The sequence below is a fragment of the Pseudomonas sp. HR96 genome, assembly GCF_034059295.1.
GTDB lineage: Bacteria > Pseudomonadota > Gammaproteobacteria > Pseudomonadales > Pseudomonadaceae > Aquipseudomonas.
This window is the reverse complement of record NZ_CP139141.1, coordinates 506,063-530,868: the sequence shown is the minus strand read 5'-3', so window position 1 is coordinate 530,868 and position 24,806 is coordinate 506,063. Positions and strand designations below refer to the sequence as shown.

The 24,806-nt window shown below is 65.6% G+C and carries 21 protein-coding genes and 1 pseudogene; 17 read left to right on the top strand and 5 right to left on the bottom strand.

Annotated elements, in window-relative coordinates:
• Positions 1-33: 33 nt before the first annotated feature.
• The 4 genes from SFA35_RS02505 to SFA35_RS02490 all read left to right on the top strand — a co-directional run bounded on the left by SFA35_RS02505 (position 34) and on the right by SFA35_RS02490 (position 2,751).
• Positions 34-918 (top strand): 3-keto-5-aminohexanoate cleavage protein, encoded by an 885-nt coding sequence (locus tag SFA35_RS02505; RefSeq protein ID WP_320574866.1) that lies wholly within the window; start codon positions 34-36, stop codon positions 916-918.
• Between the two features lie 19 nt (positions 919-937).
• Positions 938-1,903, top strand: coding sequence for an L-carnitine dehydrogenase (locus SFA35_RS02500; RefSeq protein ID WP_320574864.1), 966 nt, complete (start codon positions 938-940; stop codon positions 1,901-1,903).
• A complete protein-coding gene (locus SFA35_RS02495) occupies positions 1,900-2,361 on the top strand; it encodes a thioesterase family protein (protein WP_320574862.1) in 462 nt (153 codons plus the stop codon). Before SFA35_RS02500 ends, SFA35_RS02495 begins: the two co-directional genes overlap by 4 nt.
• Before the next feature lie 129 nt (positions 2,362-2,490).
• A complete protein-coding gene (locus tag SFA35_RS02490; protein WP_320574860.1) occupies positions 2,491-2,751 on the top strand; it encodes a hypothetical protein in 261 nt (86 codons plus the stop codon).
• A gap of 208 nt (positions 2,752-2,959) precedes the next feature.
• Here SFA35_RS02490 and SFA35_RS02485 read toward each other — a convergent pair whose 3' ends face one another.
• Entirely contained in the window at positions 2,960-4,063 is a 1,104-nt protein-coding gene (locus SFA35_RS02485; RefSeq protein ID WP_320574858.1) for a GlxA family transcriptional regulator, read from the bottom strand.
• Between the two features lie 404 nt (positions 4,064-4,467).
• A complete protein-coding gene (locus tag SFA35_RS02480; RefSeq protein ID WP_320574857.1) occupies positions 4,468-5,844 on the bottom strand; it encodes an L-serine ammonia-lyase in 1,377 nt (458 codons plus the stop codon).
• 389 nt (positions 5,845-6,233) lie between these two features.
• On the opposite strand from SFA35_RS02480, the gene SFA35_RS02475 reads away from it, so the two are divergent.
• The 13 genes and pseudogenes from SFA35_RS02475 to yccS all read left to right on the top strand — a co-directional run bounded on the left by SFA35_RS02475 (position 6,234) and on the right by yccS (position 23,133).
• Positions 6,234-7,181: a choline ABC transporter substrate-binding protein gene (locus SFA35_RS02475; RefSeq protein WP_320574856.1), complete on the top strand. Its 948-nt coding sequence runs from the start codon at positions 6,234-6,236 to the stop codon at positions 7,179-7,181.
• A 66-nt stretch (positions 7,182-7,247) separates the two neighbouring features.
• On the top strand, positions 7,248-8,093 hold the full coding sequence (choW, locus tag SFA35_RS02470; RefSeq protein ID WP_320574854.1) for a choline ABC transporter permease subunit: 846 nt from the start codon (positions 7,248-7,250) through the stop codon (positions 8,091-8,093).
• Complete coding sequence (gene choV / locus SFA35_RS02465; protein WP_320574852.1) at positions 8,090-9,268, top strand: choline ABC transporter ATP-binding protein; 1,179 nt, start codon at positions 8,090-8,092, stop codon at positions 9,266-9,268. Before choW ends, choV begins: the two co-directional genes overlap by 4 nt.
• Positions 9,269-9,492: 224 nt before the next feature.
• Positions 9,493-10,086: a transcriptional regulator BetI gene (gene betI, locus SFA35_RS02460; protein WP_320574850.1), complete on the top strand. Its 594-nt coding sequence runs from the start codon at positions 9,493-9,495 to the stop codon at positions 10,084-10,086.
• Positions 10,087-10,135: 49 nt separating this feature from the next.
• Positions 10,136-11,605 carry a betaine-aldehyde dehydrogenase gene (betB, locus tag SFA35_RS02455; protein WP_320574848.1) on the top strand — a complete coding sequence of 490 codons (1,470 nt, stop codon included), beginning with the start codon at positions 10,136-10,138 and terminating at the stop codon, positions 11,603-11,605.
• Positions 11,606-11,692: 87 nt separating this feature from the next.
• On the top strand, positions 11,693-13,393 hold the full coding sequence (betA, locus tag SFA35_RS02450; RefSeq protein WP_320574846.1) for a choline dehydrogenase: 1,701 nt from the start codon (positions 11,693-11,695) through the stop codon (positions 13,391-13,393).
• A gap of 106 nt (positions 13,394-13,499) precedes the next feature.
• A pseudogene (locus SFA35_RS26595) lies at positions 13,500-13,628 on the top strand (hypothetical protein); the annotation flags it as partial.
• Positions 13,629-13,834: 206 nt separating this feature from the next.
• Positions 13,835-15,277, top strand: coding sequence for a TldD/PmbA family protein (locus SFA35_RS02445; RefSeq protein ID WP_320574844.1), 1,443 nt, complete (start codon positions 13,835-13,837; stop codon positions 15,275-15,277).
• Positions 15,277-16,596 carry a TldD/PmbA family protein gene (locus SFA35_RS02440; protein WP_320574842.1) on the top strand — a complete coding sequence of 440 codons (1,320 nt, stop codon included), beginning with the start codon at positions 15,277-15,279 and terminating at the stop codon, positions 16,594-16,596. Before SFA35_RS02445 ends, SFA35_RS02440 begins: the two co-directional genes overlap by 1 nt.
• Before the next feature lie 131 nt (positions 16,597-16,727).
• On the top strand, positions 16,728-18,155 hold the full coding sequence (gene mdtD, locus SFA35_RS02435; protein ID WP_320574840.1) for a multidrug transporter subunit MdtD: 1,428 nt from the start codon (positions 16,728-16,730) through the stop codon (positions 18,153-18,155).
• A gap of 104 nt (positions 18,156-18,259) precedes the next feature.
• Positions 18,260-19,597 (top strand): ATP-dependent RNA helicase DbpA, encoded by a 1,338-nt coding sequence (gene dbpA / locus SFA35_RS02430; protein WP_320578809.1) that lies wholly within the window; start codon positions 18,260-18,262, stop codon positions 19,595-19,597.
• An 11-nt stretch (positions 19,598-19,608) separates the two neighbouring features.
• Complete coding sequence (locus SFA35_RS02425; protein WP_320574838.1) at positions 19,609-20,787, top strand: NAD(P)/FAD-dependent oxidoreductase; 1,179 nt, start codon at positions 19,609-19,611, stop codon at positions 20,785-20,787.
• Between the two features lie 150 nt (positions 20,788-20,937).
• The gene (gene yccS / locus SFA35_RS02420) at positions 20,938-23,133 is read left to right on the top strand and encodes a YccS family putative transporter (protein WP_320574836.1); all 2,196 of its coding nucleotides are present in this window, start codon (positions 20,938-20,940) and stop codon (positions 23,131-23,133) included.
• A 2-nt stretch (positions 23,134-23,135) separates the two neighbouring features.
• Here the strand turns inward: yccS and SFA35_RS02415 are convergent, their stop codons facing one another.
• From SFA35_RS02415 to SFA35_RS02405, 3 genes are all read right to left on the bottom strand, one after another.
• The gene (locus SFA35_RS02415) at positions 23,136-23,876 is read right to left on the bottom strand and encodes a substrate-binding periplasmic protein (protein ID WP_320574834.1); all 741 of its coding nucleotides are present in this window, start codon (positions 23,874-23,876) and stop codon (positions 23,136-23,138) included.
• Positions 23,877-23,963: 87 nt separating this feature from the next.
• Positions 23,964-24,260 (bottom strand): winged helix-turn-helix domain-containing protein, encoded by a 297-nt coding sequence (locus SFA35_RS02410; protein ID WP_320574832.1) that lies wholly within the window; start codon positions 24,258-24,260, stop codon positions 23,964-23,966.
• 13 nt (positions 24,261-24,273) lie between these two features.
• Positions 24,274-24,768: a M48 family metallopeptidase gene (locus tag SFA35_RS02405; RefSeq protein ID WP_320578806.1), complete on the bottom strand. Its 495-nt coding sequence runs from the start codon at positions 24,766-24,768 to the stop codon at positions 24,274-24,276.
• Between the last annotated feature and the right edge of the window lie 38 nt (positions 24,769-24,806).

Here is a 24,806-nt window from a genome sequence, read left to right as displayed (position 1 = left end):
CGCCCCGAAGCGCCCCTCTGCACGAGATCAGCCATGAACCACGACGTCATCATCACCTGCGCCCTGACCGGGGCCGGCGACACCACCGCGAAAAGCCACCTGGTGCCGATCACGCCCAAACAGATCGCCGCCGCAGCGGTGGAAGCCGCCAAGGCCGGCGCCACCGTGGTCCACTGCCACGTGCGCGACCCGCAGACCGGCAAGTTCAGCCGCGACGTGGCGCTGTATCGCGAGGTCATGGAGCGCATCCGCGAGGCCGACATCGACATCATCGTCAACCTCACCGCCGGCATGGGCGGCGATCTGGAAATTGGCGCGGGCGAAGAGCCCCTGGCCTTCGGCCCGAACACCGACCTGGTCGGGCCGCTGACGCGCCTGGCGCATGTCGAAGAGCTGCTGCCGGAAATCTGCACGCTGGACTGCGGCACCCTCAACTTCGGCGACGGCGACACCATCTACGTGTCCACCCCGGCGCAGCTGCGCGCCGGCGCCCGGCGCATCACCGAGCTGGGGGTGAAAGCCGAACTGGAGATCTTCGACACCGGCCACCTGTGGTTCGCCAAGCAGATGATCAAGGAAGGCCTGCTGCACGACCCCCTGTTCCAGTTGTGCCTGGGTATCCCATGGGGCGCACCGGCCGATACCACCACCATGAAGGCCATGGTCGACAACCTGCCCAGCGACGCCGTGTGGGCGGGCTTCGGCATCGGCCGCATGCAGATGCCGATGGCGGCGCAGGCGGTGCTGCTCGGCGGCAACGTGCGGGTGGGCCTGGAAGACAACATCTGGCTGGAAAAAGGCGTGCTGGCCAGCAACGGCCAACTGGTCGAGCGGGTCGGCGAAATCCTCACCCGCCTGGGCGCACGCATCCTCACCCCGGCTGAAGGCCGGGCCAAAATGAACCTCGTCCGCCGCTGATCGCCCAGGAAAAACCGCCATGAAATTCATCACCGACATCAAGACATTCGCAGCCCTGGGCAGCGGCGTGATCGGCAGCGGCTGGGTCGCCCGGGCCCTGGCCCACGGCCTCGACGTGGTGGCCTGGGACCCGGGGCCCGGCGCCGAAGCCGCCTTGCGCCAACGCGTGGCCAAGGCGTGGCCGGCCCTGGAAAAACAGGGCCTGGCGCCCGGCGCCTCGCCCGAGCGCCTGCGCTTTGTGGCAACCATCGAGGAGTGCGTGAGCGAAGCCGACTTCATCCAGGAAAGCGCCCCCGAGCGGCTGGAACTCAAGCTCGACCTGCACCGCCAGATCAGCGCGGCGGCCCGGCCCGATGCGCTGATCGGCTCCAGCACCTCGGGCCTGCTGCCCAGCGAGTTCTACGAAAGCGCCACCCACCCGCAGCGCTGCGTGGTCGGCCACCCGTTCAACCCGGTGTACCTGCTGCCGCTGGTGGAAGTGGTCGGCGGGCGCAACACCGCTGCCGAGGCCGTCGAGGCGGCGATGACCGTGTACCGCTCGCTGGGCATGCGCCCGCTGCACGTGCGCAAAGAGGTGCCCGGCTTCATCGCCGACCGCCTGCTCGAAGCGCTGTGGCGCGAGGCGTTGCACCTGGTCAACGACGGCGTCGCCACCACAGGGGAGATCGATGACGCGATCCGCTTCGGTGCCGGCCTGCGCTGGTCGTTCATGGGCACCTTCCTGACCTACACCCTGGCCGGCGGCGACGCCGGCATGCGCCACTTCATGCAGCAGTTCGGACCGGCGCTGCAGCTGCCCTGGACCTACCTGCCGGCACCTGAACTGACCGACCGGCTGATCGACGACGTGGTCGACGGCACCAGCGCCCAGCTCGGCCAGCACAGCATCGCCGCCCTGGAACGCTATCGCGACGACTGCCTGCTGGCGGTACTCGAAGCGGTGCGAACAACCAAGCTCAAGCACGGCATGAGCGTCGACGCATGATCACCTATCAGACGGCGGTGCTGCCGGAATGGGTGGACTACAACGGGCACCTGCGCGACGCCTTCTACCTGTTGATCTTCAGCTACGCCACCGATGCCTTCATGGACCGTATCGGCCTGGCCTGCGACGACCGCGCCAACAGTGGCACCTCGCTTTTCACCCTGGAGGCGCACATCAACTACCTGCATGAGGTCAAGCTGGGCGCTCAGGTACAGGTGCAGACCCAGGTAATCGGCCATGATCACAAACGCCTGCACCTGTTCCACAGCCTGCACATCGACGCCGGCCAAGCCTTGGCGGCCAGCGAGCAGATGCTCCTGCATGTGGATCTGGCGGGACCCAGATCGGCGCCGTTCAGCGCGGGGTCGCTACAGTTGCTGGAAGCCTTCATCGCCGACCAGGGCGAGCTGGCCGCGCCGCAGTGCGTGGGCAAGGTGATTGCGCTGGCGCAGCGTTAGGCCCTGGCGAGAAGCCGAAAACGACCTGTTCATGTGCATCCCTGCCATGGCGACCGGCATCCCTTGCCGGGAGCATCGCGGTGCTACCAGAATCGACACAACATCAAGCCAATCATGAGGACCTGCGCCATGATGCATGCCGATTTGATCGATCAGGAAGATTTGCTGGGCCAGCTGCGCTCGCTGGGCTTCGAGATGCCGGCCGGGGCCAGCGCCGAACAGGCTTGCCAATGCGCCGTGCGCGGCCTCAGCGAGTCGCGCGCCAAGGCGCTGCGCAGCATGGTCGAGCAGATGCTCACCGGCCGCGCGACCATTCTGCCGGCGGTGCGCCAGGCTATCGACCAGCAGCTGTTGCCGGCGCTGGCGCAGTTTCATGGGGCGCGGGGGTAGTGTATGGACAGGATGTGCCTGGCGTGAGATTCAATGTGGCCACCACCGGCCTGGCGGCCTCTCGGGGTCTGCGCCCCCTCCCACATTGGATCTGTCGTGGGAGGGGGCAAAGCCCCCGAGAGGCCGCCAGGCCGGTTTGATCTTTCTGGCGCCTGTCGTAATTTCCAATATGGCCACTATCGGCCACATCCCCCCCAACCCACCCCCCCTACAACCTCACGCTGGCAAAGGTCGACTCGTTGCGGGCCTGGCTCAATGCCGACATCGGTCCGGACAGCGGCGCCAGGACCATGCCGGGCGGGATTGGCAGCATGGCGATCTGCTGGGTGGTGTTGGAACCGACGCGCTCGTCGCGGGGCGGGATGCCGAAGTATTCGCGATAGCATTTGGAGAAATGCGGAGTCGAAACGAAGCCGCACACCGAGGCCACCTCGATGATCGACATCGGCGTCTGCTTGAGCAACTGGCGGGCGCGAATCAGGCGCAGCTTGAGGTAGTAGCGCGACGGCGAGCAGTGTAGATATTTCTGGAACAATCGCTCCAGCTGCCGACGCGACACCGCCACATACACCGCCAGCTCGTCGAGGTCGATGGGCTCCTCGAGGTTGGCCTCCATCAAGGCGACGATTTCCTGCAACTTGGGCTGGTTGGTGCCGAGCATGTGCTTGAGCGGCACGCGCTGGTGATCCTGTTCGTTGCGGATGCGCTCGTAGACGAACATCTCGGAGATGGCCGCCGACAGTTCACGCCCGTGATCGCGGCTGATCAGGTGCAGCATCATGTCCAGCGGCGCGGTGCCGCCGGAGCTGGTGAAGCGGTTGCGGTCCAGGGTGAACAGGCGCGTGCTCATGGCCACCCGCGGGAAGGCTTCCTGCATCGAGGCCAGGCATTCCCAGTGCACGCTGCAGTCGAAACCGTCGAGCAGGCCAGCGCAGGCCAGGGCCCAGCTGCCGGTGCATACCGCGCCGAGGCGGCGCGACTGGCGGGCCTGGCTTTGCAGCCAGGTCACGTGTTCGCGGGTCACCGTGCGCTGGATACCGATGCCGCCGCAGACGATCACGGTGTCGAGCACCGGGGCCTGGTGCATGGCCGCATCCGGGGTGATCTGCAGGCCGTCGCTGGCCCAGACCTGGCCGCCATCGACGCTCAACGTGGTCCAGCGATACAGCTCACGGCCCGACAGCTGATTGGCCATGCGCAGCGGCTCCACCGCCGAAGCCAGGGAGATCAGGGTGAAGTTATCCAGCAGCAGGAAGCCGATGGATTGAGGCGCACGGTTCTGGGGTTGGGCCCCGGAGTTGAACGACGTCATCGCAGTATCTCCTCACTCATAGCGGTGGATGGCCTCAGGCGGAGGCTCTTTTAATCGCCCTCCTCATGGGAGGGCTCGACCAGCAGTGGCAATGACAACGCAAATGCCATGCCCGAATTTGAATGCGCATTCAATAAAACCTGAAAACGACCTTGTGCGCCGTCACAGAGCGGCTGTCGCCAACCCTGCGCGCAGGGCCACGGCCCGCGGGCTGCGCGCGCTTGAGCAGTTCGGTAGCACTCGGCGCGGACCATTCAAATCGCGACAGCAGGCGCTGTCACCGGAGCCCACAGGAAGCGGGTAGCGCGTGGCAAATAGCCATACCAACCCTAAGGAGAAAGGCACGCCGCGACCGACGCGCCAAAAAGTTGCGTTGAATCACTGAATGAGCAAAAACCGCGCAGTCAGCACTCGATGGCGCTGACCGCCAGGCCGCCGCGCGAGGTTTCCTTGTACTTGTCGTGCATGTCGGCGCCGGTGTCGCGCATGGTGCGGATTACCCTATCCAGCGAGATGAAGTGAATGCCGTCGCCGCGCAGGGCCATCTGCGCGGCGTTGATCGCTTTCACCGCGGCAATCGCATTGCGCTCGATGCACGGCACCTGGACCAGCCCGCCGACCGGGTCGCAGGTCAGCCCGAGGTTGTGCTCCAGGCCGATCTCGGCGGCGTTCTCGAGCTGGGCCGGAGTAGCCCCGAGAATCTCGGCCAAGCCGGCCGCTGCCATGGCACAGGCCGAGCCGACCTCACCCTGGCAGCCGACTTCGGCGCCGGAAATGGAGGCGTTCTTCTTGCACAGGATGCCGATGGCGGCCGCCGCCAGCAGGTAGTCGACGACGTTGGCCTCGCTGACTTCGTCGCTGAACTTCATGTAGTAGTGCAGCACCGCCGGGATGATGCCCGCCGCGCCGTTGGTGGGGGCGGTGACCATACGGCCGCCGGCGGCATTTTCCTCGTTGACCGCCAGGGCAAACAGGTTGACCCACTCCATCGCGCTCAAGGTCGAGCCGATCACGTTGGGCTTGTTCAGCTCCAGCAGGCTGCGGTGCAGCCTGGCCGCCCGACGCCGTACGAACAGGCCGCCAGGCAGGATGCCTTCGTGCTTGAGGCCCTGCTCGACGCAATCCTGCATCGCCTGCCACAGGGTCATGAGGCCCGCGCGGATCTCTGCCTCGCTGCGCCAGACCTTTTCATTGGCCATCATCAGTTGCGACACACGCAGGCCGTGGGTCTCGCACAACTCCAGCAGTTCCACTGCCGAATTGAAGTCGTAAGGCAGCACGGTGTTGTCGGCATCCAGTACGCCGCTGGCGGCCTGGGCGGCGTCGACGACGAAGCCGCCGCCCACCGAGTAGTAGGTGTCGCGGCTCAACTCGCCCCGCTCGCCCTGGGCGATCAGGGTCATGGCGTTGGGGTGGTACGGCAGGTTCTCGTCGAGCAGCAGCATGTCGCGGGCCCAGACGAAATGCACCGGGCGCTCGCCGCCGAGCAGCAGCGTGTCGCTTTCACGCAAGGCCTCGATACGCGGGCCGATGGTCGACGGGTCGATCGCGTCCGGCCATTCGCCCATCAGCCCCATGACCACCGCATTGTCGCTGCCGTGGCCGACACCGGTGGCCGACAGCGAGCCATACAGGCGCACTTCGATGCGTTGCACGGCGCTCAGTTCGTCGCGCTGGCGCAGGCCCTGGGTGAACAGCGCCGCAGCGCGCATGGGCCCTACGGTGTGTGAGCTGGAAGGTCCGATGCCGATCTTGAACAGGTCGAACACGCTGATGGCCATTGCCGCAAAACCTCCTGGATGCACTGTGCAGGCGGGCGCCGCAGCGCCCGTGATTGCCACCATCATGGGCCGATCAACGACAAGTCTGACGCCTGCAACCGACTTGGTCTTGCTTGTCTGCGCCCTGTATTGGGCTACTGTCGTTACGGCGTAGGTGCCCGCTGGTGACAGTCGCCAACGGGTCGCGAATCTGTAAACGACCTCATCGACACTGGATACGACTCTGCCTGTACTGGTTACGACCCCCCCTGTAGGCGACAGATTTTCGCTGGTACATGATCGTTCCCGACTCGGTTGCACGGCAGGGCGTTTCCCGCCATTTCAAGCACCCACGAAAGTGCTGCGCGTCAGGTGGCGCGCAGTCAGGAAAACACTCCAGGAGTTCCTTCATGAAAGCTTCACCTTCGATGTTGCTGGGCGCTTTGCTGAGTCTCCCCGTACTGGCCCATGCCGCCGACCCGGCGCAGTGCGCCACGGTCAATTTCTCGGATGTCGGCTGGACCGACAACACCGTGACCACGGCGGTCACCAGCGCGGTGCTGGAGTCGCTCGGCTACAAGGCCAAGACCACCATGATCTCGGTACCGGTGACCTTCAAGTCGCTGGCCGACGGCAAGAACATGGACGTGTTCCTGGGCAACTGGATGCCGACCATGGAAAACGACATCAAGGCTTACCGTGACGCCGGCACCGTGGAAACCGTGCGCGCCAACCTGGAAAACGCCAAGTACACCCTGGCCGTGCCCCAGGAGCTGTATGACAAGGGCCTGCACGACTTCGCCGACATCGCCAAATTCAAGAAGGAGCTGGACGGCAAGATCTACGGCATCGAGCCAGGCAACGACGGCAACCGCCTGATCCAGAGCATGATCGACAAGAACGCCTTCGGCCTGAAAGACGCCGGCTTCAAGGTAGTCGAGTCGAGCGAGGCCGGCATGCTGTCGCAGGTCGACCGCGCCACCAAGCGCCACACCGACGTGGTGTTCCTGGGCTGGGAACCGCACCCGATGAACACCCGCTTCAAGATCCAGTACCTGACCGGCGGCGACGATTACTTCGGCCCCAACTTCGGCCAGGCTACCGTGTACACCAACGTGCGCAAGGGCTACACCCAGGAATGCGCCAACGTCGGGCAACTGCTGAAGAACCTGCAATTCACCCTGCCGATGGAAAGCTCGCTGATGGGCAACATCCTCGACGACAAGATGAAGCCTGATGTGGCCGCCAAGGCCTGGCTGAAGAAAAACCCGCAAGTGCTCGACACCTGGCTCGCCGGCGTGACCACCCTTGACGGTAAACCAGGCCTGGAGGCCGCCAAAGCCAAGCTCACCCAGTAACGCGATGCCGGCACGGTGCGCCGCGCCGGCATCAGACTTCCCCCCCGCATGCGGACGTTCACTACCATGCTGACTGACCATAAACTCCCACTGGGCGAATACATCGCAGCTTTCGTCGACTGGCTCACCCGCCACGGCGCGAGCACCTTCGACCTGATCTCGTCGACACTGGAAAGCCTGATCCACGGCCTCACCTTCGGCCTGACCTGGTTCAATCCTTTCGTACTGATCGCGTTGATCGCCGCGCTCGCGCACTTCATCCAGCGCAAGTGGGGGCTGACCGTTTTCGTGGTGCTGTCCTTCCTGCTGATTCTCAACCTGGGCTACTGGCAGGAGACCATGGAGACCCTCGCCCAGGTGCTGTTCGCCACCGCCGTGTGCGTGGTCATCGGCGTCCCCCTGGGAATCGTCGCGGCGCACAAGCCGATGTTCTACACCATGATGCGGCCGGTGCTCGACCTGATGCAGACGGTACCGACCTTCGTCTACCTGATTCCAACGCTGACGCTGTTCGGCCTGGGCGTGGTGCCCGGGCTGATTTCCACGGTGGTGTTCGCCATCGCCGCGCCGATCCGCCTGACCTACCTGGGCATCCGCGACGTGCCCCATGAACTGATGGACGCCGGCAAGGCTTTCGGCTGCTCGCGCCGCCAGCTGCTGGCACGCATCGAACTGCCCTACGCCATGCCCAGCATCGCCGCCGGCATCACCCAGTGCATCATGCTGTCGCTGTCGATGGTGGTGATTGCCGCCCTGGTCGGTGCCGACGGCCTCGGCAAGCCGGTGGTCAACGCGCTGAACACCGCCGACATTGCCCTGGGCTTCGAAGCGGGCCTGGCAATCGTGCTGCTGGCGATCATGCTCGACCGCATCTGCAAACAGCCGGACATCAAGATCGGAGGTGACGCATGAGTATCATCCGTTTCGAAAACGTCGACGTGATTTTCTCCCGCGACCCACGCGAGGCGCTCAAGCTGCTGGACCAGGGCCTGGACCGCGCGCAGATCCTGAAAAAGACCGGGCAGATCGTCGGCGTCGAGAAGGCCAGCCTGTCCATCGAAAAAGGCGAGATCTGCGTGCTGATGGGCCTTTCCGGCTCGGGCAAGTCGAGCCTGCTGCGCTGCATCAATGGCCTCAACACGGTGAGCCGCGGCTCGCTGTTCGTCGAGCACGAAGGCTCGCAGATCAACATCGCCTCCTGCACCCCGGCCGAGCTCAAGCTGATGCGCACCAAGCGCATCGCCATGGTGTTCCAGAAGTTCGCCCTGATGCCCTGGCTGACGGTGCGCGAAAACATCAGCTTCGGCCTGGAGATGCAAGGCCGCCCGGAGAAGGAGCGGACCAAGCTGGTGGACGAGAAGCTCGAGCTGGTGGGCCTGACCCAGTGGCGCAACAAGAAGCCCGACGAACTCTCCGGCGGCATGCAGCAGCGCGTCGGCCTGGCCCGCGCGCTGGCCATGGACGCCGACATCCTGCTGATGGACGAACCCTTCTCGGCACTCGACCCGCTGATCCGCCAGGGTCTGCAGGACGAGCTGCTGGAGCTGCAACGCAAATTGCAAAAGACCATCGTCTTCGTCAGCCATGACCTGGACGAAGCGCTCAAGCTGGGCAGCCGCATCGCCATCATGAAGGACGGGCGCATCGTCCAGTACAGCAAGCCCGAAGACATCGTGCTCAACCCCGCCGACGAATACGTGCGCACCTTCGTCGCCCACACCAACCCGCTCAACGTGCTGTGCGGCCGCAGCCTGATGCGCACCGTGGACAACTGCAAGCGCATCAACGGCTCCGTGTGCCTGGACCCCGGCGTCGACTCCTGGCTCAACCTTGGCGAGGGCGGCACCCTGACCAGCGCCCGCCTGGGCGTCAACCCCCTCGACACCCAGGCCTGGGCCCCAGGCGACTCGGTGGAAGGCCTGGGTCGCTACCCCACCGTAGTGCATGCCGACATCGGCATGCGCGATGCCCTGCAGATCCGCTATCAGACCGGCAACAAGCTGGTGCTGCAGGACGGCAACCGCGTGGTCGGCATCCTTGGCGACACCGAGCTGTACCACGCGCTGCTGGGCAAGAACCTCGGTTGACCGCCCGCCCCCCCGGCTGTGCGACGCGCGGCATGCCGCCGTCGCGCAGCCCTGCTCCTGCCAACCTCCTCGCCAATGGTATAAAGCGCGCCGTTTTCAAACGGCTGCCTGGAGCCCATCGGGCAGCCATTCCTATTATTGATTGAACATTCAATCAAAATAAAATAGACTGGTTTTCGTCGGTCGGCGTCAGCGCCTGCACGAATGCCGAAGGAGATATGCAGATGCCCAAGGTTGGTATGCAACCTATCCGTCGCCAACAACTGATCGAGGCAACGCTGACCGCGGTCGACCAGGTCGGCATGGCCGAGGCCAGCATTGCCTTGATCGCCCGCCTGGCCGGGGTCTCGAACGGCATCATCAGCCACTACTTTCAGGACAAGAACGGCCTGATTGCAGCGACCATGCGCTACCTGATGAATGCATTGATCGAAAACGTCGCGGCGCGGCGCCTGGCATTGGCCGACGACAGCCCCAGGGCGCATCTGCAAGTGATCATCGCGGGCAACTTCGACGCCAGCCAGGTCAATGGCCCGGCGATGAAAACCTGGCTGGCCTTCTGGGCCGCCAGCATGCACCAGCCATCACTGCATCGGTTGCAGCGGATCAACGATCACCGCCTGTATTCCAACCTGTGCTGCCAGTTCCGCCGCGAACTGCCGCTGGAGCAGGCGCGCAGCGCGGCCCGCGGGCTGGCGGCGCTGATCGACGGCTTGTGGTTGCGCGGTGCGCTTTCGGGCGACGCCTTCGACACCGCACAGGCGCAACGCATCGCCTACGAATACATGGATCTACAGCTGGCAAAACGGGTGGGCTGAACGGCCCAGCCGCTGGCCACCGCACATCACACGCATCAGCGAGGACACTATGGCCCGTTTCGGACTGCAAAAACTCTACATCGACGGCGGCTACACCGACGCCTGCACCGGCACCACCTTCGAGGCCATCAACCCGGCCAACGGTGAAGTGCTGGCGCTGGTGCAACGCGCCGGCGAAGCCGACGTCGAGCGCGCCGTGGCCAGTGCCGAGAAAGGCCAGAAGGTCTGGGCGGCGATGACCGCCATGCAGCGCTCGCGCATCCTGCGCCGCGCCGTCGACATCCTGCGCGAGCGCAACGACGAACTGGCCGCCCTGGAAACCCTGGACACCGGCAAGGCCTATTCGGAGACCCGCTACGTCGACATCGTCACCGGCGCCGACGTGCTCGAATACTACGCCGGCCTGGTGCCCGCCATCGAAGGCGAGCAGATCCCGCTGCGCGACAGCTCTTTCGTCTACACCCGCCGCGAGCCGCTGGGCGTGACCGTGGGCATCGGCGCCTGGAACTACCCGATCCAGATCGCCCTGTGGAAATCCGCCCCGGCCCTGGCTGCCGGCAACGCGATGATCTTCAAGCCCAGCGAAGTGACCTCGCTGACCACCCTCAAGCTGGCCGAAATCTACACCGAGGCCGGCCTGCCCGACGGCGTGTTCAACGTGCTCACCGGCAGCGGCCGGGAAGTCGGCGGCTGGCTGACCGAACACCCGCGTATCGAGAAGATCTCCTTCACCGGCGGCACCGACACCGGCAAGAAGGTCATGGCCAGCGCCTCCAGCTCGTCGCTCAAGGAAGTGACCATGGAGCTGGGCGGCAAGAGCCCGCTGATCATTTTCGACGACGCCGACCTCGACCGCGCCGCTGACATCGCCATGATGGCCAACTTCTACAGCTCCGGCCAGGTCTGCACCAACGGCACCCGAGTGTTCGTGCCAAGCGGGTTGAAGGCCGCCTTCGAAGCGAAGATCCTCGAGCGCGTGCAGCGCATCCGCATCGGCGACCCGCAGGACGAGAACACCAACTTCGGCCCGCTGGTGAGCTTCGCCCACATGGAAAGCGTGCTGGGCTACATCGCCAAGGGCAAGGAGCAAGGTGCACGCCTGCTGTGCGGCGGCGAGCGCCTGGGCGGCGAACTGGCCGGCGGCGCCTACGTGGCACCGACCGTGTTCAGCGACTGCAGTGACGACATGACCATCGTGCGCGAGGAAATCTTCGGCCCGGTGATGAGCATCCTCAGCTACGACAGCGAGGAAGAAGTGATCCGCCGCGCCAACGACACCGAGTTCGGCCTGGCCGCCGGTATCGTCACCCGCGACCTGAACCGCGCGCACCGGGTGATTCATCAACTGGAAGCCGGTATCTGCTGGATCAATGCCTGGGGCGAGTCCGATGCGAAGATGCCGGTCGGCGGCTACAAGCAATCGGGCGTCGGCCGCGAGAACGGCATCAGCTCACTGGCCCAGTACACCCGGATCAAGTCGGTGCAGGTCGAGCTCGGCGATTACGCCTCGGTGTTCTGACGCCGGCGCCCGCTGATCCTCGCGACGCCGTGGGGCCGGAACAGCCCGGCCCCACAGGCCCGCCTCATTTCATCAAGGGAGCGATACATGTCCCAGGACTACGACTACATCATCATCGGTGCCGGCTCGGCCGGTAACACCCTGGCCACGCGTCTTACTGAAGACGCCGGCGTCACCGTCCTGCTGCTCGAGGCCGGCGGCCCGGATTACCGCGCCGACTTCCGCACGCAGATGCCCGCCGCCCTCGCCTTCCCCCTGCAGGGCCGCCGCTACAACTGGGCCTACGAGACCGACCCCGAGCCGCACATGGACAACCGGCGCATGGAGTGCGGGCGCGGCAAGGGCCTGGGCGGCTCGTCGCTGATCAACGGCATGTGCTACATCCGCGGCAACGCCATGGACTACGACGGCTGGGCCAAGCTGCCTGGTCTGGAAGACTGGTCGTATCTGGATTGCCTGCCCTATTTCCGCAAGGCGGAAACCCGCGACATCGGCCCCAACGACTACCACGGCGGCAATGGCCCGGTCAGCGTGACCACGCCCAAGGCCGGCAACAACCCGTTGTTCCACGCCATGGTCGAGGCCGGCGTGCAGGCCGGCTACCCGCGCACCGACGACCTCAACGGCTACCAGCAGGAAGGCTTCGGTCCGATGGACCGCACCGTCACCCCCAACGGCCGGCGCGCCAGCACCGCGCGTGGTTACCTCGACCAGGCGAAAAAGCGCGACACCCTGACCATCGTCACCCACGCCCTCACCGACCGCATCCTCTTCGAAGACAAGCGCGCGATCGGCGTCAGCTATCTGGTCGGCGACAGCAACGAGCCGGTACAGGCCCGCGCGCGCAAGGAAGTGCTGCTGTGCAGCGGCGCCATCGGCTCGCCGCAGATTCTCCAGCGCTCTGGCGTCGGCCCGGCCAAACTGCTCGAAGGCCTCGGCATCCCGGTGGTCCACGACCTGCCTGGCGTGGGCGAGAACCTTCAGGACCACCTGGAGATGTACCTGCAATACGCCTGCAAGCAGCCGGTGTCGCTGTACCCCTCGCTGCTGTGGTGGAACCAGCCGGCAATCGGCGCCGAGTGGATGTTCAAGGGCACCGGCATCGGCGCCAGCAACCAGTTCGAAGCCGGCGGCTTCATCCGCTCGCGGCCTGAATTCGAGTGGCCGAACATCCAGTACCACTTCCTCCCGGTGGCGATCAATTACAACGGCAGCAATGGGGTCAAGGAGCACGGTTTCCAGGCTCACGTCGGCTCCATGCGCTCGCCCAGCCGTGGCCGTGTGCAGCTCAAGTCGAAGAACCCGCGGGACTACCCAAGCATCCTCTTCAACTACATGGCCACCGAGCAGGACTGGCAGGAGTTTCGCGACGGCATCCGCCTGACCCGCGAGATCATGCAGCAGCCGGCGCTGGACCCTTACCGCGGCCGAGAGATCAGCCCCGGCATCGAGGTGCAGACCGACGAGCAGCTGGACAAATTCGTTCGCGAGCACGCCGAAACCGCGTTCCACCCGTCCTGCTCGTGCAAGATGGGCACCGACGAGATGGCCGTGGTCGACGCCCAGGGCCGCGTGCATGGCCTGCAGAGCCTGCGCGTGGTCGACGCCTCGATCATGCCGATCATCACCACCGGCAACCTCAACGCGCCGACCATCATGATCGCCGAGAAGATCGCCGACCGCATCCGCGGCCGCCAGCCTGAAGCGCGTTCGAACGCCGCCTACTATGTCGCCGGGGATGCGCCGGTGCGTGGCACGCCGATGCGGGTGGTCGTGGTTGAATCTTAAGACCGGCCTTGCGGCCTCTCGGGGGCTCTGCCCCCTCCCACATGAGGTCGGCGCAATACATGACGTGGGAGGGGGCAAAGCCCCCGAGAGGCCGCAAGGCCGGTTTATCGCCGAGAAGATCGCCGACCGCATCCGCGGCCGCCAGCCTGAAGCGCGTTCGAACGCCGCCTACTATGTCGCCGGGGATGCGCCGGTGCGTGGCACGCCGATGCGGGTGGTCGTGGTTGAATCTTAAGACCGGCCTTGCGGCCTCTCGGGGGCTCTGCCCCCTCCCACATGAGGTCGGCGCAATACATGACGTGGGAGGGGGCAAAGCCCCCGAGAGGCCGCAAGGCCGGTTTGATCGTTCGGATGCCCGCGACAAGGGCCGCGCCACATTGGGCTTCTCGTCCAGCGCCGCAAAGCGCTAAGCTGGCCCCCTACCCCAGCCTCGAGGGTGCCATGTTCGACTTCACTGCCACGCTGCAACAACGTTTCGCTGCCCTGCGCAGCCGCGCGCCGTTCTACTCCCTGCGCTACGTGCGCCAAGCCAGCCAGCACCTTTCGGTGCGCAAGAACATCGCCGAACCGCCCAGCCTGAGCCGCGACGAAGGTGCCATGCTGACCGTGCGCATCGCCGGGGTGGAAGCCTACGCGGCGACCCCGGACCTGTCCCAGGCCGGCCTGCAACGGGCCCTGGATCGCGCCGAACGCCAGGCCCAGGCGATTGCCAGGCACGCCTTGCTCGACCTCAGCCAGCAGCCGGTGGCCGAAGGCCGCGCCGACTATCTCTCGCCCAACCTCGAACAGCCCTTCGCCTCTCTCAGCGAGTGCTTCGCCCTGCTCCACGACGAGTCCGCCAGCGTGCCCGAGGACGCGCGTTTCACCTCCTGGCAGGTCAGCCTGGGCGTCACCACGGTCGAGCAGATCTACCTCAACAACGCCGGCGCGCAACTGCGCCAGGGCCAGCGCTTCGTCTTCCCCGGCACCAGCGTCACCGCCTACGACGGCCACGACAGCCAGACCCGCACGCTGGGCCGCGAGAATTTCGGCCAGCAGGGCGGCGTCGAAGTGCTCGAACGCTGCGGCCTGCACGGCTCGGCGCAGCGCGTCGCCGACCAGGCCCTGCAGCTGCTGCTGGCCCCCAACACCCCTGAAGGCCCGCGCGACCTGTTGCTGCTGCCGGACCAGATGGCCCTGCAGATCCACGAATCCATCGGCCACCCGCTGGAGCTGGACCGCATCCTCGGCGATGAGCGCAACTACGCCGGCACCAGCTTTGTCAAAGCCAGCGACTTCGGCCATCTGCAATACGGCTCGGCGCTGCTCAACGTGACCTTCGACCCGGACATCCCCGAGCAGCTGGCCAGCTACGCCCACGACGATGACGGCAGCGCGGCGAGCAAACAGTTCCTGATCCGCCAGGGGGTGCTCGAGCGCCCGCTGGGCGGCGCACTGTCGCAATACCGCACGGGCCTGGACGGCGTCGCCAACAGCCGCGCCAGCAACTGGAACCGCGCGCCGATCGACCGCATGGCCAACCTCAACATCGAGCCGGGCGAGCATAGTCTGGCGCAGCTGGTCGGTGGCATCGAGCACGGCATTCTCATGGCCACCAACCGCTCCTGGTCCATCGACGACGCGCGCAACAAGTTCCAGTTCGGCTGCGAATGGGGCCAGCTGATCGAACACGGCGAGCTCAAGGGCGTGGTCAAGAACCCTAACTATCGGGGCATTTCCGCCAACTTCTGGCGCAACCTCAGCGCAGTCGGCGACCGCAGTACCTTCCAGGTGCTCGGCACGCCGAACTGCGGCAAGGGTGAGCCCAACCAGGTGATTCGCGTGGGGCATGCCTCGCCGGCCTGCGTGTTCAGCCAGATCGACGTATTCGGAGGGGACGCCTGATGAGCGCGCATTTTCAGAACCTGGTGAACTGGCTGGCCGAGGCGGTCAGTGCGCCCGAGCACTACACCTTCGCCTACAACGCCGAAACCTCGGATTTCATCCGTTTCAATCATGCCAAGGTACGTCAGGCCGGCCAGGTCGAGCAGGCCACCGGCTACCTCAAACTGATCGACCAAGGCCGTCAGGCCGACCTGCGCCTGACCCTGTGCGGCGAGCTCGAACTGGATTGCCAACGCCTGGCCGACGGCCTGCGCGCCCTGCGCGAGACCTTGCCACTGCTGCAGGCCGACCCTTACCTGCAAGTCAATCAACAGGCCTGGCGCAGCGAAGCGGTCAACACTGGCAGCCTGCCAGACGCGCCAGCGCTGGTGGCGCAGGTCGCCGAGAGCGCCCAGGGCCTGGACCTGGTCGGCATCTACGCGGCGGGCAGCATCAGCCGCGGCTTCGCCAGCTCCCATGGCGCTTTCGGCTGGCACCAGGCCGACAGCTTCAGCCTCGACTGGAGCCTGTTTCACAGCAACGGCCAGGCAGTGAAGGCCAACTATGCCGGGCAACACTGGCAGGCCGGCCAATTCGCCCTGCGCCTGGCCCGGGCGCGTGAGCAGCTGGCCTACCTGGAACGCCCGGCCAAGGTCCTGACGCCCGGACAGTACCGCGCGTACCTGGCACCGGCGGCACTCGACGAGATCATCGGCATGCTCGGCTGGGGCGGTTTTTCCGCGCAGTCGATCGCCAGCAAGAGCAGCCCATTGCAACGCTTGTATGCCGGCGAGGCGCAGCTAAGCTCGCAGGTCAACTTCACCGAACAGGTCAGCGGCTCGCTGAGCCCGGCGTTTTCCGAGGAAGGCTATCCGCGCCGCGACCTCGAACTGGTCAGTGCCGGGCGCGCCGGCGAGCGCCTGGTCGACTCGCGCAGCGCCGCCGAATACGGCCTGGCGAGCAATGGCGCCGGTTGGGGCGAGTCACCCAGCGCCCTGGCCATGGCCGCCGGTTCATTGGCCGACGCGGACATTCTGCGGCGACTGGGCACGGGCCTGTACATCAGCAACCTGTGGTACCTGAACTACTCGGACATGCCGGCAGCGCGCATGACCGGGCTGACCCGCTTTGCCACTTTCTGGGTGGAGGACGGTCAGATTGTGGCACCGGTCAATACCATGCGCTTCGACGACAGTGTGTACAGCCTGCTGGGTAGCGAGCTGGAAGCATTGACCACGGAACGCGAGATGATTCTCTCGACCAGCACCTACGGCGAGCGGCAGACCTCGTCGAGCCATTTGCCGGGAGCGCTGGTCGGCAAGTTGACATTGACCCTGTAAAAATGTGGGAGCGGGCAAAGCCCGCGAGCCTTTGATCTGCATTCGACGCCGATCAGACCGGCTGCGGCCTTCCGGGGGCTACGCCCCCTCCCACATAGACCCCCTCACCGGCTCTTGATGTGGAAGAACCTATGCCCACCAGCCCCATCCTCGACCCCCGAACCGCTCGCTGGCTGCCCTGGGTCGTAGCGATTGCGTTCTTCATGCAGTCGCTCGACGGCACCATCCTCAACACCGCCCTGCCGGCGATGGCTCGCGACCTGGCGGAAAACCCGCTGCGCATGCAAGGGGTGGTCATCGCCTACATGCTCACTGTGGCCCTGCTGATTCCCGCCTCGGGCTGGCTGTCCGATCGCTTCGGCACCAAGCGGGTGTTCTTCAGCGCCGTGCTGCTGTTCAGCGTCGGCTCGCTTTTCTGCGCGCTGTCGTGGTCACTCAACGTGCTGGTGCTGTCGCGCATCCTGCAGGGGCTGGGCGGCGCGCTGATGGTGCCGGTGGGCCGGCTGATCGCCTTGCGCGCCTACCCGCGCAGCGAGCTGGTGCGCATCATGGGCTTCATCACCATCCCCGGCCTGCTCGGCCCGTTGCTGGGCCCGACCCTGGGCGGCTGGATGGTCGAGTACCTGAGCTGGCACTGGATCTTCCTGATCAATATTCCGGTCGGCGCGCTCGGCTGCCGCGCCATCTGGCTGATGGTGCCGGACCTGCGCGGCACCTCGCGCACCCGCTTCGACGGCGTCGGGTTTCTACTGTTCGGCGCCTCCATGGTGCTGATCACCATTGCCATGGAAGGGCTTGGCGAGCTGCAACTGCCGCACATGCGCGTGATGCTGTTGCTGTTCGTCGGCATGGCCTGCCTGGCCGCCTACTGGCTGCGCGCCGGGCATATCGAGCACCCGCTGTTCGAGCCGCAGCTGTTTCGCACCCGGACCTTCGCCGTGGGCATCCTTGGCAACCTGTTCGCGCGCCTGGGCAGCGGCGCCTTGCCGTTCCTGGTGCCGCTGCTACTGCAAGTGGCGCTGGGATACTCGCCGGCCCAAGCCGGCATGAGCATGATTCCGCTGGCGGCAGCGGCCATGGTTGCCAAGTCGTTGGCGCGCTGGCTGATCGAGCGCTTCGGCTACCGCATCGTGTTGACCGGCAACACGCTGATGCTCGGCCTGATGCTGGCGAGCATGGGCCTGGTCTCGGCGGCCACCCCGTACTGGCTGCTGCTGACCCAGCTGGCGATCCTCGGCGCGATCAACTCGATGCAGTTCACGGCGATGAACACCGTGACCCTGATCGACCTCGACGACAACAACGCCAGCAGCGGCAACAGCCTGCTGTCGGTGGTCGCACAGTTGTCGCTGAGCCTTGGCGTGGCCTGCGCCGGTGCATTGCTGGGCGGCTTCACCGCAGAAATCGGCCAGGGCACCATCGAGAGCGTGCTTGGCGCCTTCCAGCTGACCTTCCTCACGGTGGGCATCATGGCCATGCTGGCGGCGGGGATTTTCGTGCAGCTGTCCAATCAGGACGGTCGGCGTGTTGCTCGTCCAGAACCGGAGGTACACGAATAGGGGGATTGGCTGCGGGCTGATACACTGCGCGACATTTTGTTTTGCAGGCCCGTCCCGTGACCACCATTGCCACCGCTTTCAACACTCTGCCCCTGTCCGCCGCCATGCTGGCCAACCTCGAATCCCTCGGGTACGCGCAGATGACGCCGATCCAGGCGCAGAGCCTGCCGGTGATCCTCAAGGGCATGGACCTGATCGCCCAGGCCAAGACCGGCAGTGGCAAGACCGCCGCCTTCGGCATCGGCCTGCTCAACCCGATCAACCCGCGCTTCTTCGGCTGCCAGGCACTGGTGATGTGCCCGACCCGCGAGCTGGCCGACCAGGTGGCCAAGGAAATTCGCCGGCTGGCCCGCAGCGAGGACAACATCAAGGTGCTGACCCTGTGCGGCGGTGTGTCCTTCGGCCCGCAGATCGCCTCGCTGGAACACGGCGCGCACATCATCGTCGGCACCCCGGGGCGCATCCAGCAGCACCTGCGCAAGGGCTCGCTGGTGCTCGACGGCCTCAACACGCTGGTGCTCGACGAAGCCGACCGCATGCTCGACATGGGCTTCTACGACGCCATCGCCGACATCATCGAGCAGACCCCGGAACGCCGCCAGACCCTGCTGTTCTCGGCCACCTACCCGGTCGGCATCAAGGCCCTGTCGTCCAAGTTCATGCGCAACCCGCAGCAGGTCAAGGCCGAGGCGCTGCACGCCGACAGCCAGATCGAGCAGCGCTTCTACGAGATCTCCCCGGAAGAACGCATGGACGCCGTGGTCAAGGCGCTGGCGCACTTCCGCCCGCAGTCCTGCGTGGCGTTCTGTTTCACCAAGCAGCAGTGCACCGAGGTGGTCGAGCACCTGACCGCTAAAGGCATCAGCGCGGTGGCCCTGCACGGTGACCTCGAACAACGCGACCGCGACCAGGTGCTGGCGATGTTCGCCAACCGCAGCACCTCGGTGCTGGTGGCCACCGATGTCGCCGCCCGCGGCCTGGACATCGACGCGCTGGACATGGTCATCAACGTCGAGCTGGCCCGCGACTCGGAGATTCACATCCACCGCGTCGGCCGCACCGGCCGTGCCGGCGAGAAAGGCCTGGCGATCAGCTTCGTCGCCCCCGCCGAGGCCCACCGCGCCCAGGCCATCGAGCAGCTGCAGCGCGCGCCACTGGCCTGGGAGCCGCTCGACAGCCTCAAGTCCAAGGGCGGCGAGCCGCTGCTGCCGGCCATGAGCACCCTGTGCATCGGCGCCGGGCGCAAGGACAAGGTACGCCCCGGCGATATCCTCGGCGCCCTGACCGGCGACGCCGGCATCCCGGGCGCGCAGGTCGGCAAGATCGCCATCTTCGACTTCCAGGCCTATGTCGCCGTGGACCGCAACGTCGCCAAGCAGGCGCTGTCGCGTCTGAACAGCGGCAAGATCAAGGGTCGTTCGCTGCGCGTGCGCATTCTGTAAGAGGAACCGCTGTGCGCTCTACCGACATCATCGTGATTGGCGCCGGCGCGGCCGGCCTGATGTGCGCCATGACGGCAGCCGCCCGTGGCCGCCGGGTGCTGCTGATCGACCACGCCAACAAGCCGGGCAAGAAAATCCTCATGTCCGGCGGCGGTCGCTGCAACTTCACCAACCTGTACACCGAGCCGAGCAATTTTCTCTCGCAGAACCCGCACTTCTGCAAGTCGGCGCTGGCGCGCTACACCCAGTGGGACTTCATCGAGCTGGTGAGCAAGCACGCCGTGCCCTACCACGAGAAGAAGCTCGGCCAGTTGTTCTGCGACAACAAGTCCAGCGACATTCTCGGCCTGCTCCTGAGCGAGTGCGAACAGACCGGCGTCGAGCTGCGCATGGACACCTCGGTGCAGCAGATCGACAAGACCGAAGGCGGCTATCAGCTGCAGACCAGCCTGGGCACGCTGGCGTGCGCCTCACTGGTGGTGGCCACCGGCGGGCTGTCGATTCCTACCCTGGGCGCCACCGGCTTCGGCTACCAGATCGCCCGGCAGTTCGGCCATAGCGTGCTGCCGACCCGCGCCGGCCTGGTGCCTTTCACCATCACCGACCAGTTGAAGGAACTGTGCGGCGAGTTGTCCGGCACTTCGGTGGATGCCCTGGTCAGCTGCAACGACAGCAGCTTTCGCGAGAACATCCTGTTCACCCACCGCGGCCTCAGCGGCCCGGCGATCCTGCAGATTTCCTCGTTCTGGCAGCCGGGCGACAGCGTCGAGATCAACCTGCTGCCCGACCACGATGCCTTGGGCTGGTTGCAACAGCAGCAGAGCGAGCGGCCCAACAGCGAGCTGAAAACCCTGCTGGGTGAAGTCTTCACCAAGAAGATGGCCAACCTGCTGGCCGAGCAGTGGTTCGTTTCCAAGCCGATGAAGCAATACACCCCGGGCGAGCTGGCCGCCGTTGCCGAGCAACTCGGCAACTGGACGCTGGTGCCGGCGGGCACCGAAGGCTACCGCACCGCCGAGGTGACCCTGGGCGGCGTGGATACCCGTGAAGTGTCGTCCAAGACCATGGAGTCGTTGAAAAGCCCAGGCCTGTATTTTGTCGGCGAGGTGCTGGATGTGAGCGGGCACCTGGGTGGCTTCAACTTCCAGTGGGCCTGGGCCTCGGGCTACGCCGCCGCGCAGTTTGCCTGAGCGAAGAAGCGCAAGGCCGGTCGATCCCGAGAAAGATCGCCGGCTCCTGCAAGGCGTGGGGCACAAAGGATGTCTGTCCTCCCCGATAATCGGTACCATGCCCCCCATTGCTGAGCTTATTTCCATCTGCCCGACAGGTTCGCCCCCTCCATGGCCTCGACCTCGTTTCGCCAATCAATGCGCCGCTTGTGGGCGCTGGATAAATTCAGCTACAGCGTGCGGGTGTTCTTTGCCCTGACCGGCAGCATGGCGGCCTGTTATTACCTCAACGAGATGCGCCTGCTGATCCCGCTGTTCCTCGGCATCATCGCCTGCGCCCTGGCCGAGACCGACGACAACTGGCAGGGCCGGGTGCAGGCGCTGGCGGTGACCCTGGTGTGTTTCAGCGCCGCGGCGCTTTCGGTGGAGGTGCTGTTCCCCTACCCCATCCTCTTCGTCAGCGCGCTGGCCCTGGCCGCCTTCGTGCTGACCATGCTCGGCGCCCTCGGTGAGCGCTACAACGCCATCGCCTACGCCACGCTGATCCTGTCGGTGTACACCACCATCGGCGTCGATCAGCGCGGCGGCGAGATCACCAACGTCTGGCACGAACCCATGCTGCTGGTGGCCGGCGCCGGCTGGTACGGCGTGCTGTCAGTGCTGTGGCAGGCGCTGTTTTCCAACCAGCCGGTGCAGCAGGGCCTGGCCCGGGTGTTTCGCGAGCTGGGCATTTATCTGAAGCTCAAATCCAGCCTGTTCGAGCCGATCCGCCAGCTGGACGTCGAGGCCCGGCGCCTGGAGCTGGCCAAACAGAACGGCCGGGTGGTGGCGGCGCTCAACGCCAGCAAGGAAATCATCCTGCACCGCGTCGGCGGTGGCCGGCCCGGCTCCAAGGTCAGCCGCTACCTCAAGCTGTACTTCCTCGCCCAGGACATCCACGAGCGCGCCAGCAGCTCGCACTACCCCTACAACGCCCTGGCCGAAGCCTTCTTCCACAGCGACGTGCTGTTTCGCTGCCAGCGCCTGCTGCGCCAGCAAGGGGTGGCCTGCCAGCGCCTGTCCGAGTCGATCCAGCTGCGCCAGCCGTTCGTCTATGACGACAGCTTCGCCGAGGCGCTGGGCGACCTGCACGCCTCCCTCGAACACCTGCGCATCCAGAGCAACCCGGCCTGGCGCGGCCTGCTGCGCTCACTGCGGGCGCTGGCGCACAACCTCGGCACCCTCGACCGCCTGCTCAGCGACGCGAGCAACCCCGACAGCCTGGCCGACGCCACCGACAGCAGCCTGCTCGACCGCTCGCCGCGCAACCTCAAGGACGTCTGGGCGCGCATTCGCCAGAACCTGACGCCCAGCTCGCTGGTGTTTCGCCACGCGCTGCGCCTGCCGCTGGCGCTGGTGGTGTGTTTTGTCATGGTGCACCTGATCCACCCGTCGCAGGGCTACTGGATCATGCTCACCACCCTGTTCGTCTGCCAGCCCAGCTACGGCGCCACCCGCCGCAAGCTCGGCCAGCGCATCGCCGGCACGGCCATCGGCCTGACGTTTGGCTGGGCGCTGTTCACTCTGTTCCCCAGCCCGTTGATCCAGTCGTTCTTCGCCATCGTCGCCGGGCTGGTGTTCTTCGTGAACCGCACCACGCGCTACACGGTGTCCACGGCGGGGATCACGCTGATGATCCTGTTCTGTTTCAACCAGGTGGGCGACGGCTACGGGCTGTTCCTGCCACGGCTGTTCGACACCCTGATCGGCAGCCTGATCGCCGGCCTTGCGGTGTTCCTGTTCCTGCCCGATTGGCAAGGGCGGCGCCTGAACAAGGTGCTGGCCAATACCCTGAGCTGCAACGCCATCTACCTGCGGCAGATTCTCGAGCAGTACACCCATGGCAAGCGCGACGACCTGGCCTATCGCCTGGCCCGGCGCAACGCCCACAACGCCGATGCGGCGCTGTCCACCACGCTGGCCAACATGCTCATGGAGCCAGGGCATTTTCGCAAGGAAGCCGACGTCGGCTTTCGCTTTCTGGTGCTCTCGCACACGCTGCTCAGCTACCTCTCGGGGCTGGGCGCGCACCGCGGCACCGAACTGCCCGAGCCGCTGCGCGGGCAGTTGATCGGCGATGCCGGCGAGCGCCTGGTGCATAGCATCGAAGAAGTCGCCACGGGCCTGGCCGCTCGCGAAGCCGTGGCCGTGCACAGCGACGCCGAGGAGGCGCTGGCCAGCGAGCTGGAGCAGATGCCCGAGGAAGTCGACGAGGACCAGCGGCTGGTGCAGACCCAGCTGGCCCTGATTTGCCGCCAGCTGGGGCCGCTGCGCACCCTGGCAGCCCATCTGATCAAGGACAAGAACAGCGCCGCACAGGTGGCCTGAGGCTACATGCCGAATTCCTTGAGCAGGCGTGCGTAGGTGCCGTCGGCCTTCATGGCAGTGATCTGCCTGTCGAACCCGGCAACGATTCGATCATGGTCGGGGTTCTTCAGGCTGACCAGGATGCGCAGCTGGTTTTCGGTCAGGGATCTGGGCAGGAACTCCACCGAATTGCGCACCTTGGGTGACTCGCGGGACAGGTAATAGCGCGCCACCAGCTCATCGTCCAGGGTCAGTTGCACCCGCCCGGCGGCCAGCATGCGCACCGCCATGGGAAAGTTGTGCACCGGCACCTTCTGCATCTGTTCGTCGCTGTCGAAGCCCTGGGAATACGCATAGCCGCGCACCACGGCGATCGGGTAGGGATGCAGGCTGGTGTAGTCGCCGTTGAAGGCGACGTCGGTGTCCCTGCGCTTGATGAAGACGATGCGGTTGACCAGGTAACCGGCAGAGAACTGGCCGATACGGGTGCGCTCGTCGCTGTACCAGGCGTTGACCAGGATATCGTAGCGACCTTCACCCACCCCCAGCAGCGCTCGCGCCCACGGCACCTGCTCGAAATCCACGCCGTAGCCCGCGCGCTGCAGCGCCGTGGTGACAATCTGCGTGGCCAGGCCGCCGTTGGCCATGCCGGCATCGGTGAAGGGTGGCCAGGCATCGGCCACCAGCCGCAGGTTTTCGGCCGTTGCATGGCTTGCGCCCAACAGTATTCCCAGCAAACAACAGGCTCGAAGCAGGTGCGACATGCTCAGGATCCTATGGCGGGCGACTCAAGGCTTACGGAGTGTTCAAAGAAGATAGCCGGAAAACCAGTGTCGGGTTCAAACGCCTCATCAGGGATACCCGAGAACCTCCTTTATGCCTGGCAAGTTACGCGCCACCCAGCTGCGGTCGATAGCCCCCCAGTCGCGGATGCGGTAGCGGCCGACATGATTGCGCTCGCCCTGAGCCTGTTCGAACTCGCAGACGATGTCCAGCTCGGCCAACGCCAGTACCGTATCCTGCGCGGTGCGCCGGGGCATGCCGGTGACCTCGGTGAGCGCGGGAATGCTGCTGGCCTGCTGGCTGTCGATCAGGTAGGCGACGTACAGGCGTCGGTAGAAACTGCTGCGGGTCTTGCTGACTTCCATGGGCAACGTCCTGTCAGGCGCCGAGATCGCGCCAGGTAAGATAGACCCTGAGGTCGAATTCAAGCTGATGGTAGCCGGGCTGCATGTATTCGCACAGCTGGTAGAACGCCTTGTTGTGGTCCGACTCCTTGAGGTGCGCCAGCTCGTGCACCACGATCATCTTGAGAAACTGCGGCGCCGCCTCCTTGAACAGCGAGGCGATGCGGATCTCCTTCTTGGCCTTAAGCTTGCCGCCCTGCACCCGCGAGATGGTGGTGTGCAGGCCCAGTGCGCGGTGGGTCAGGTCCAGGCGGTTGTCGAACAGCACCTTGTCCAGGCCGGGCGCGTTGCGCAGGTGCTCCTGCTTGATCTGCAACACATAGCCGTACAGCGCTTTGTCGCTCTGCACGTCGTGGCGCTGGGGGTAGCGTTGTTGCAGGTAATCGCCCAGACGCCCCTGGTCCATCATCCGACGGACCTGGGCTTGCAGTTCGACGGGGTAGGCTTGCAGGTACTTGAGCGGAGTCATGGCGGTCATGGGCGACAGGAAACGGCGGCCAGTGTAAA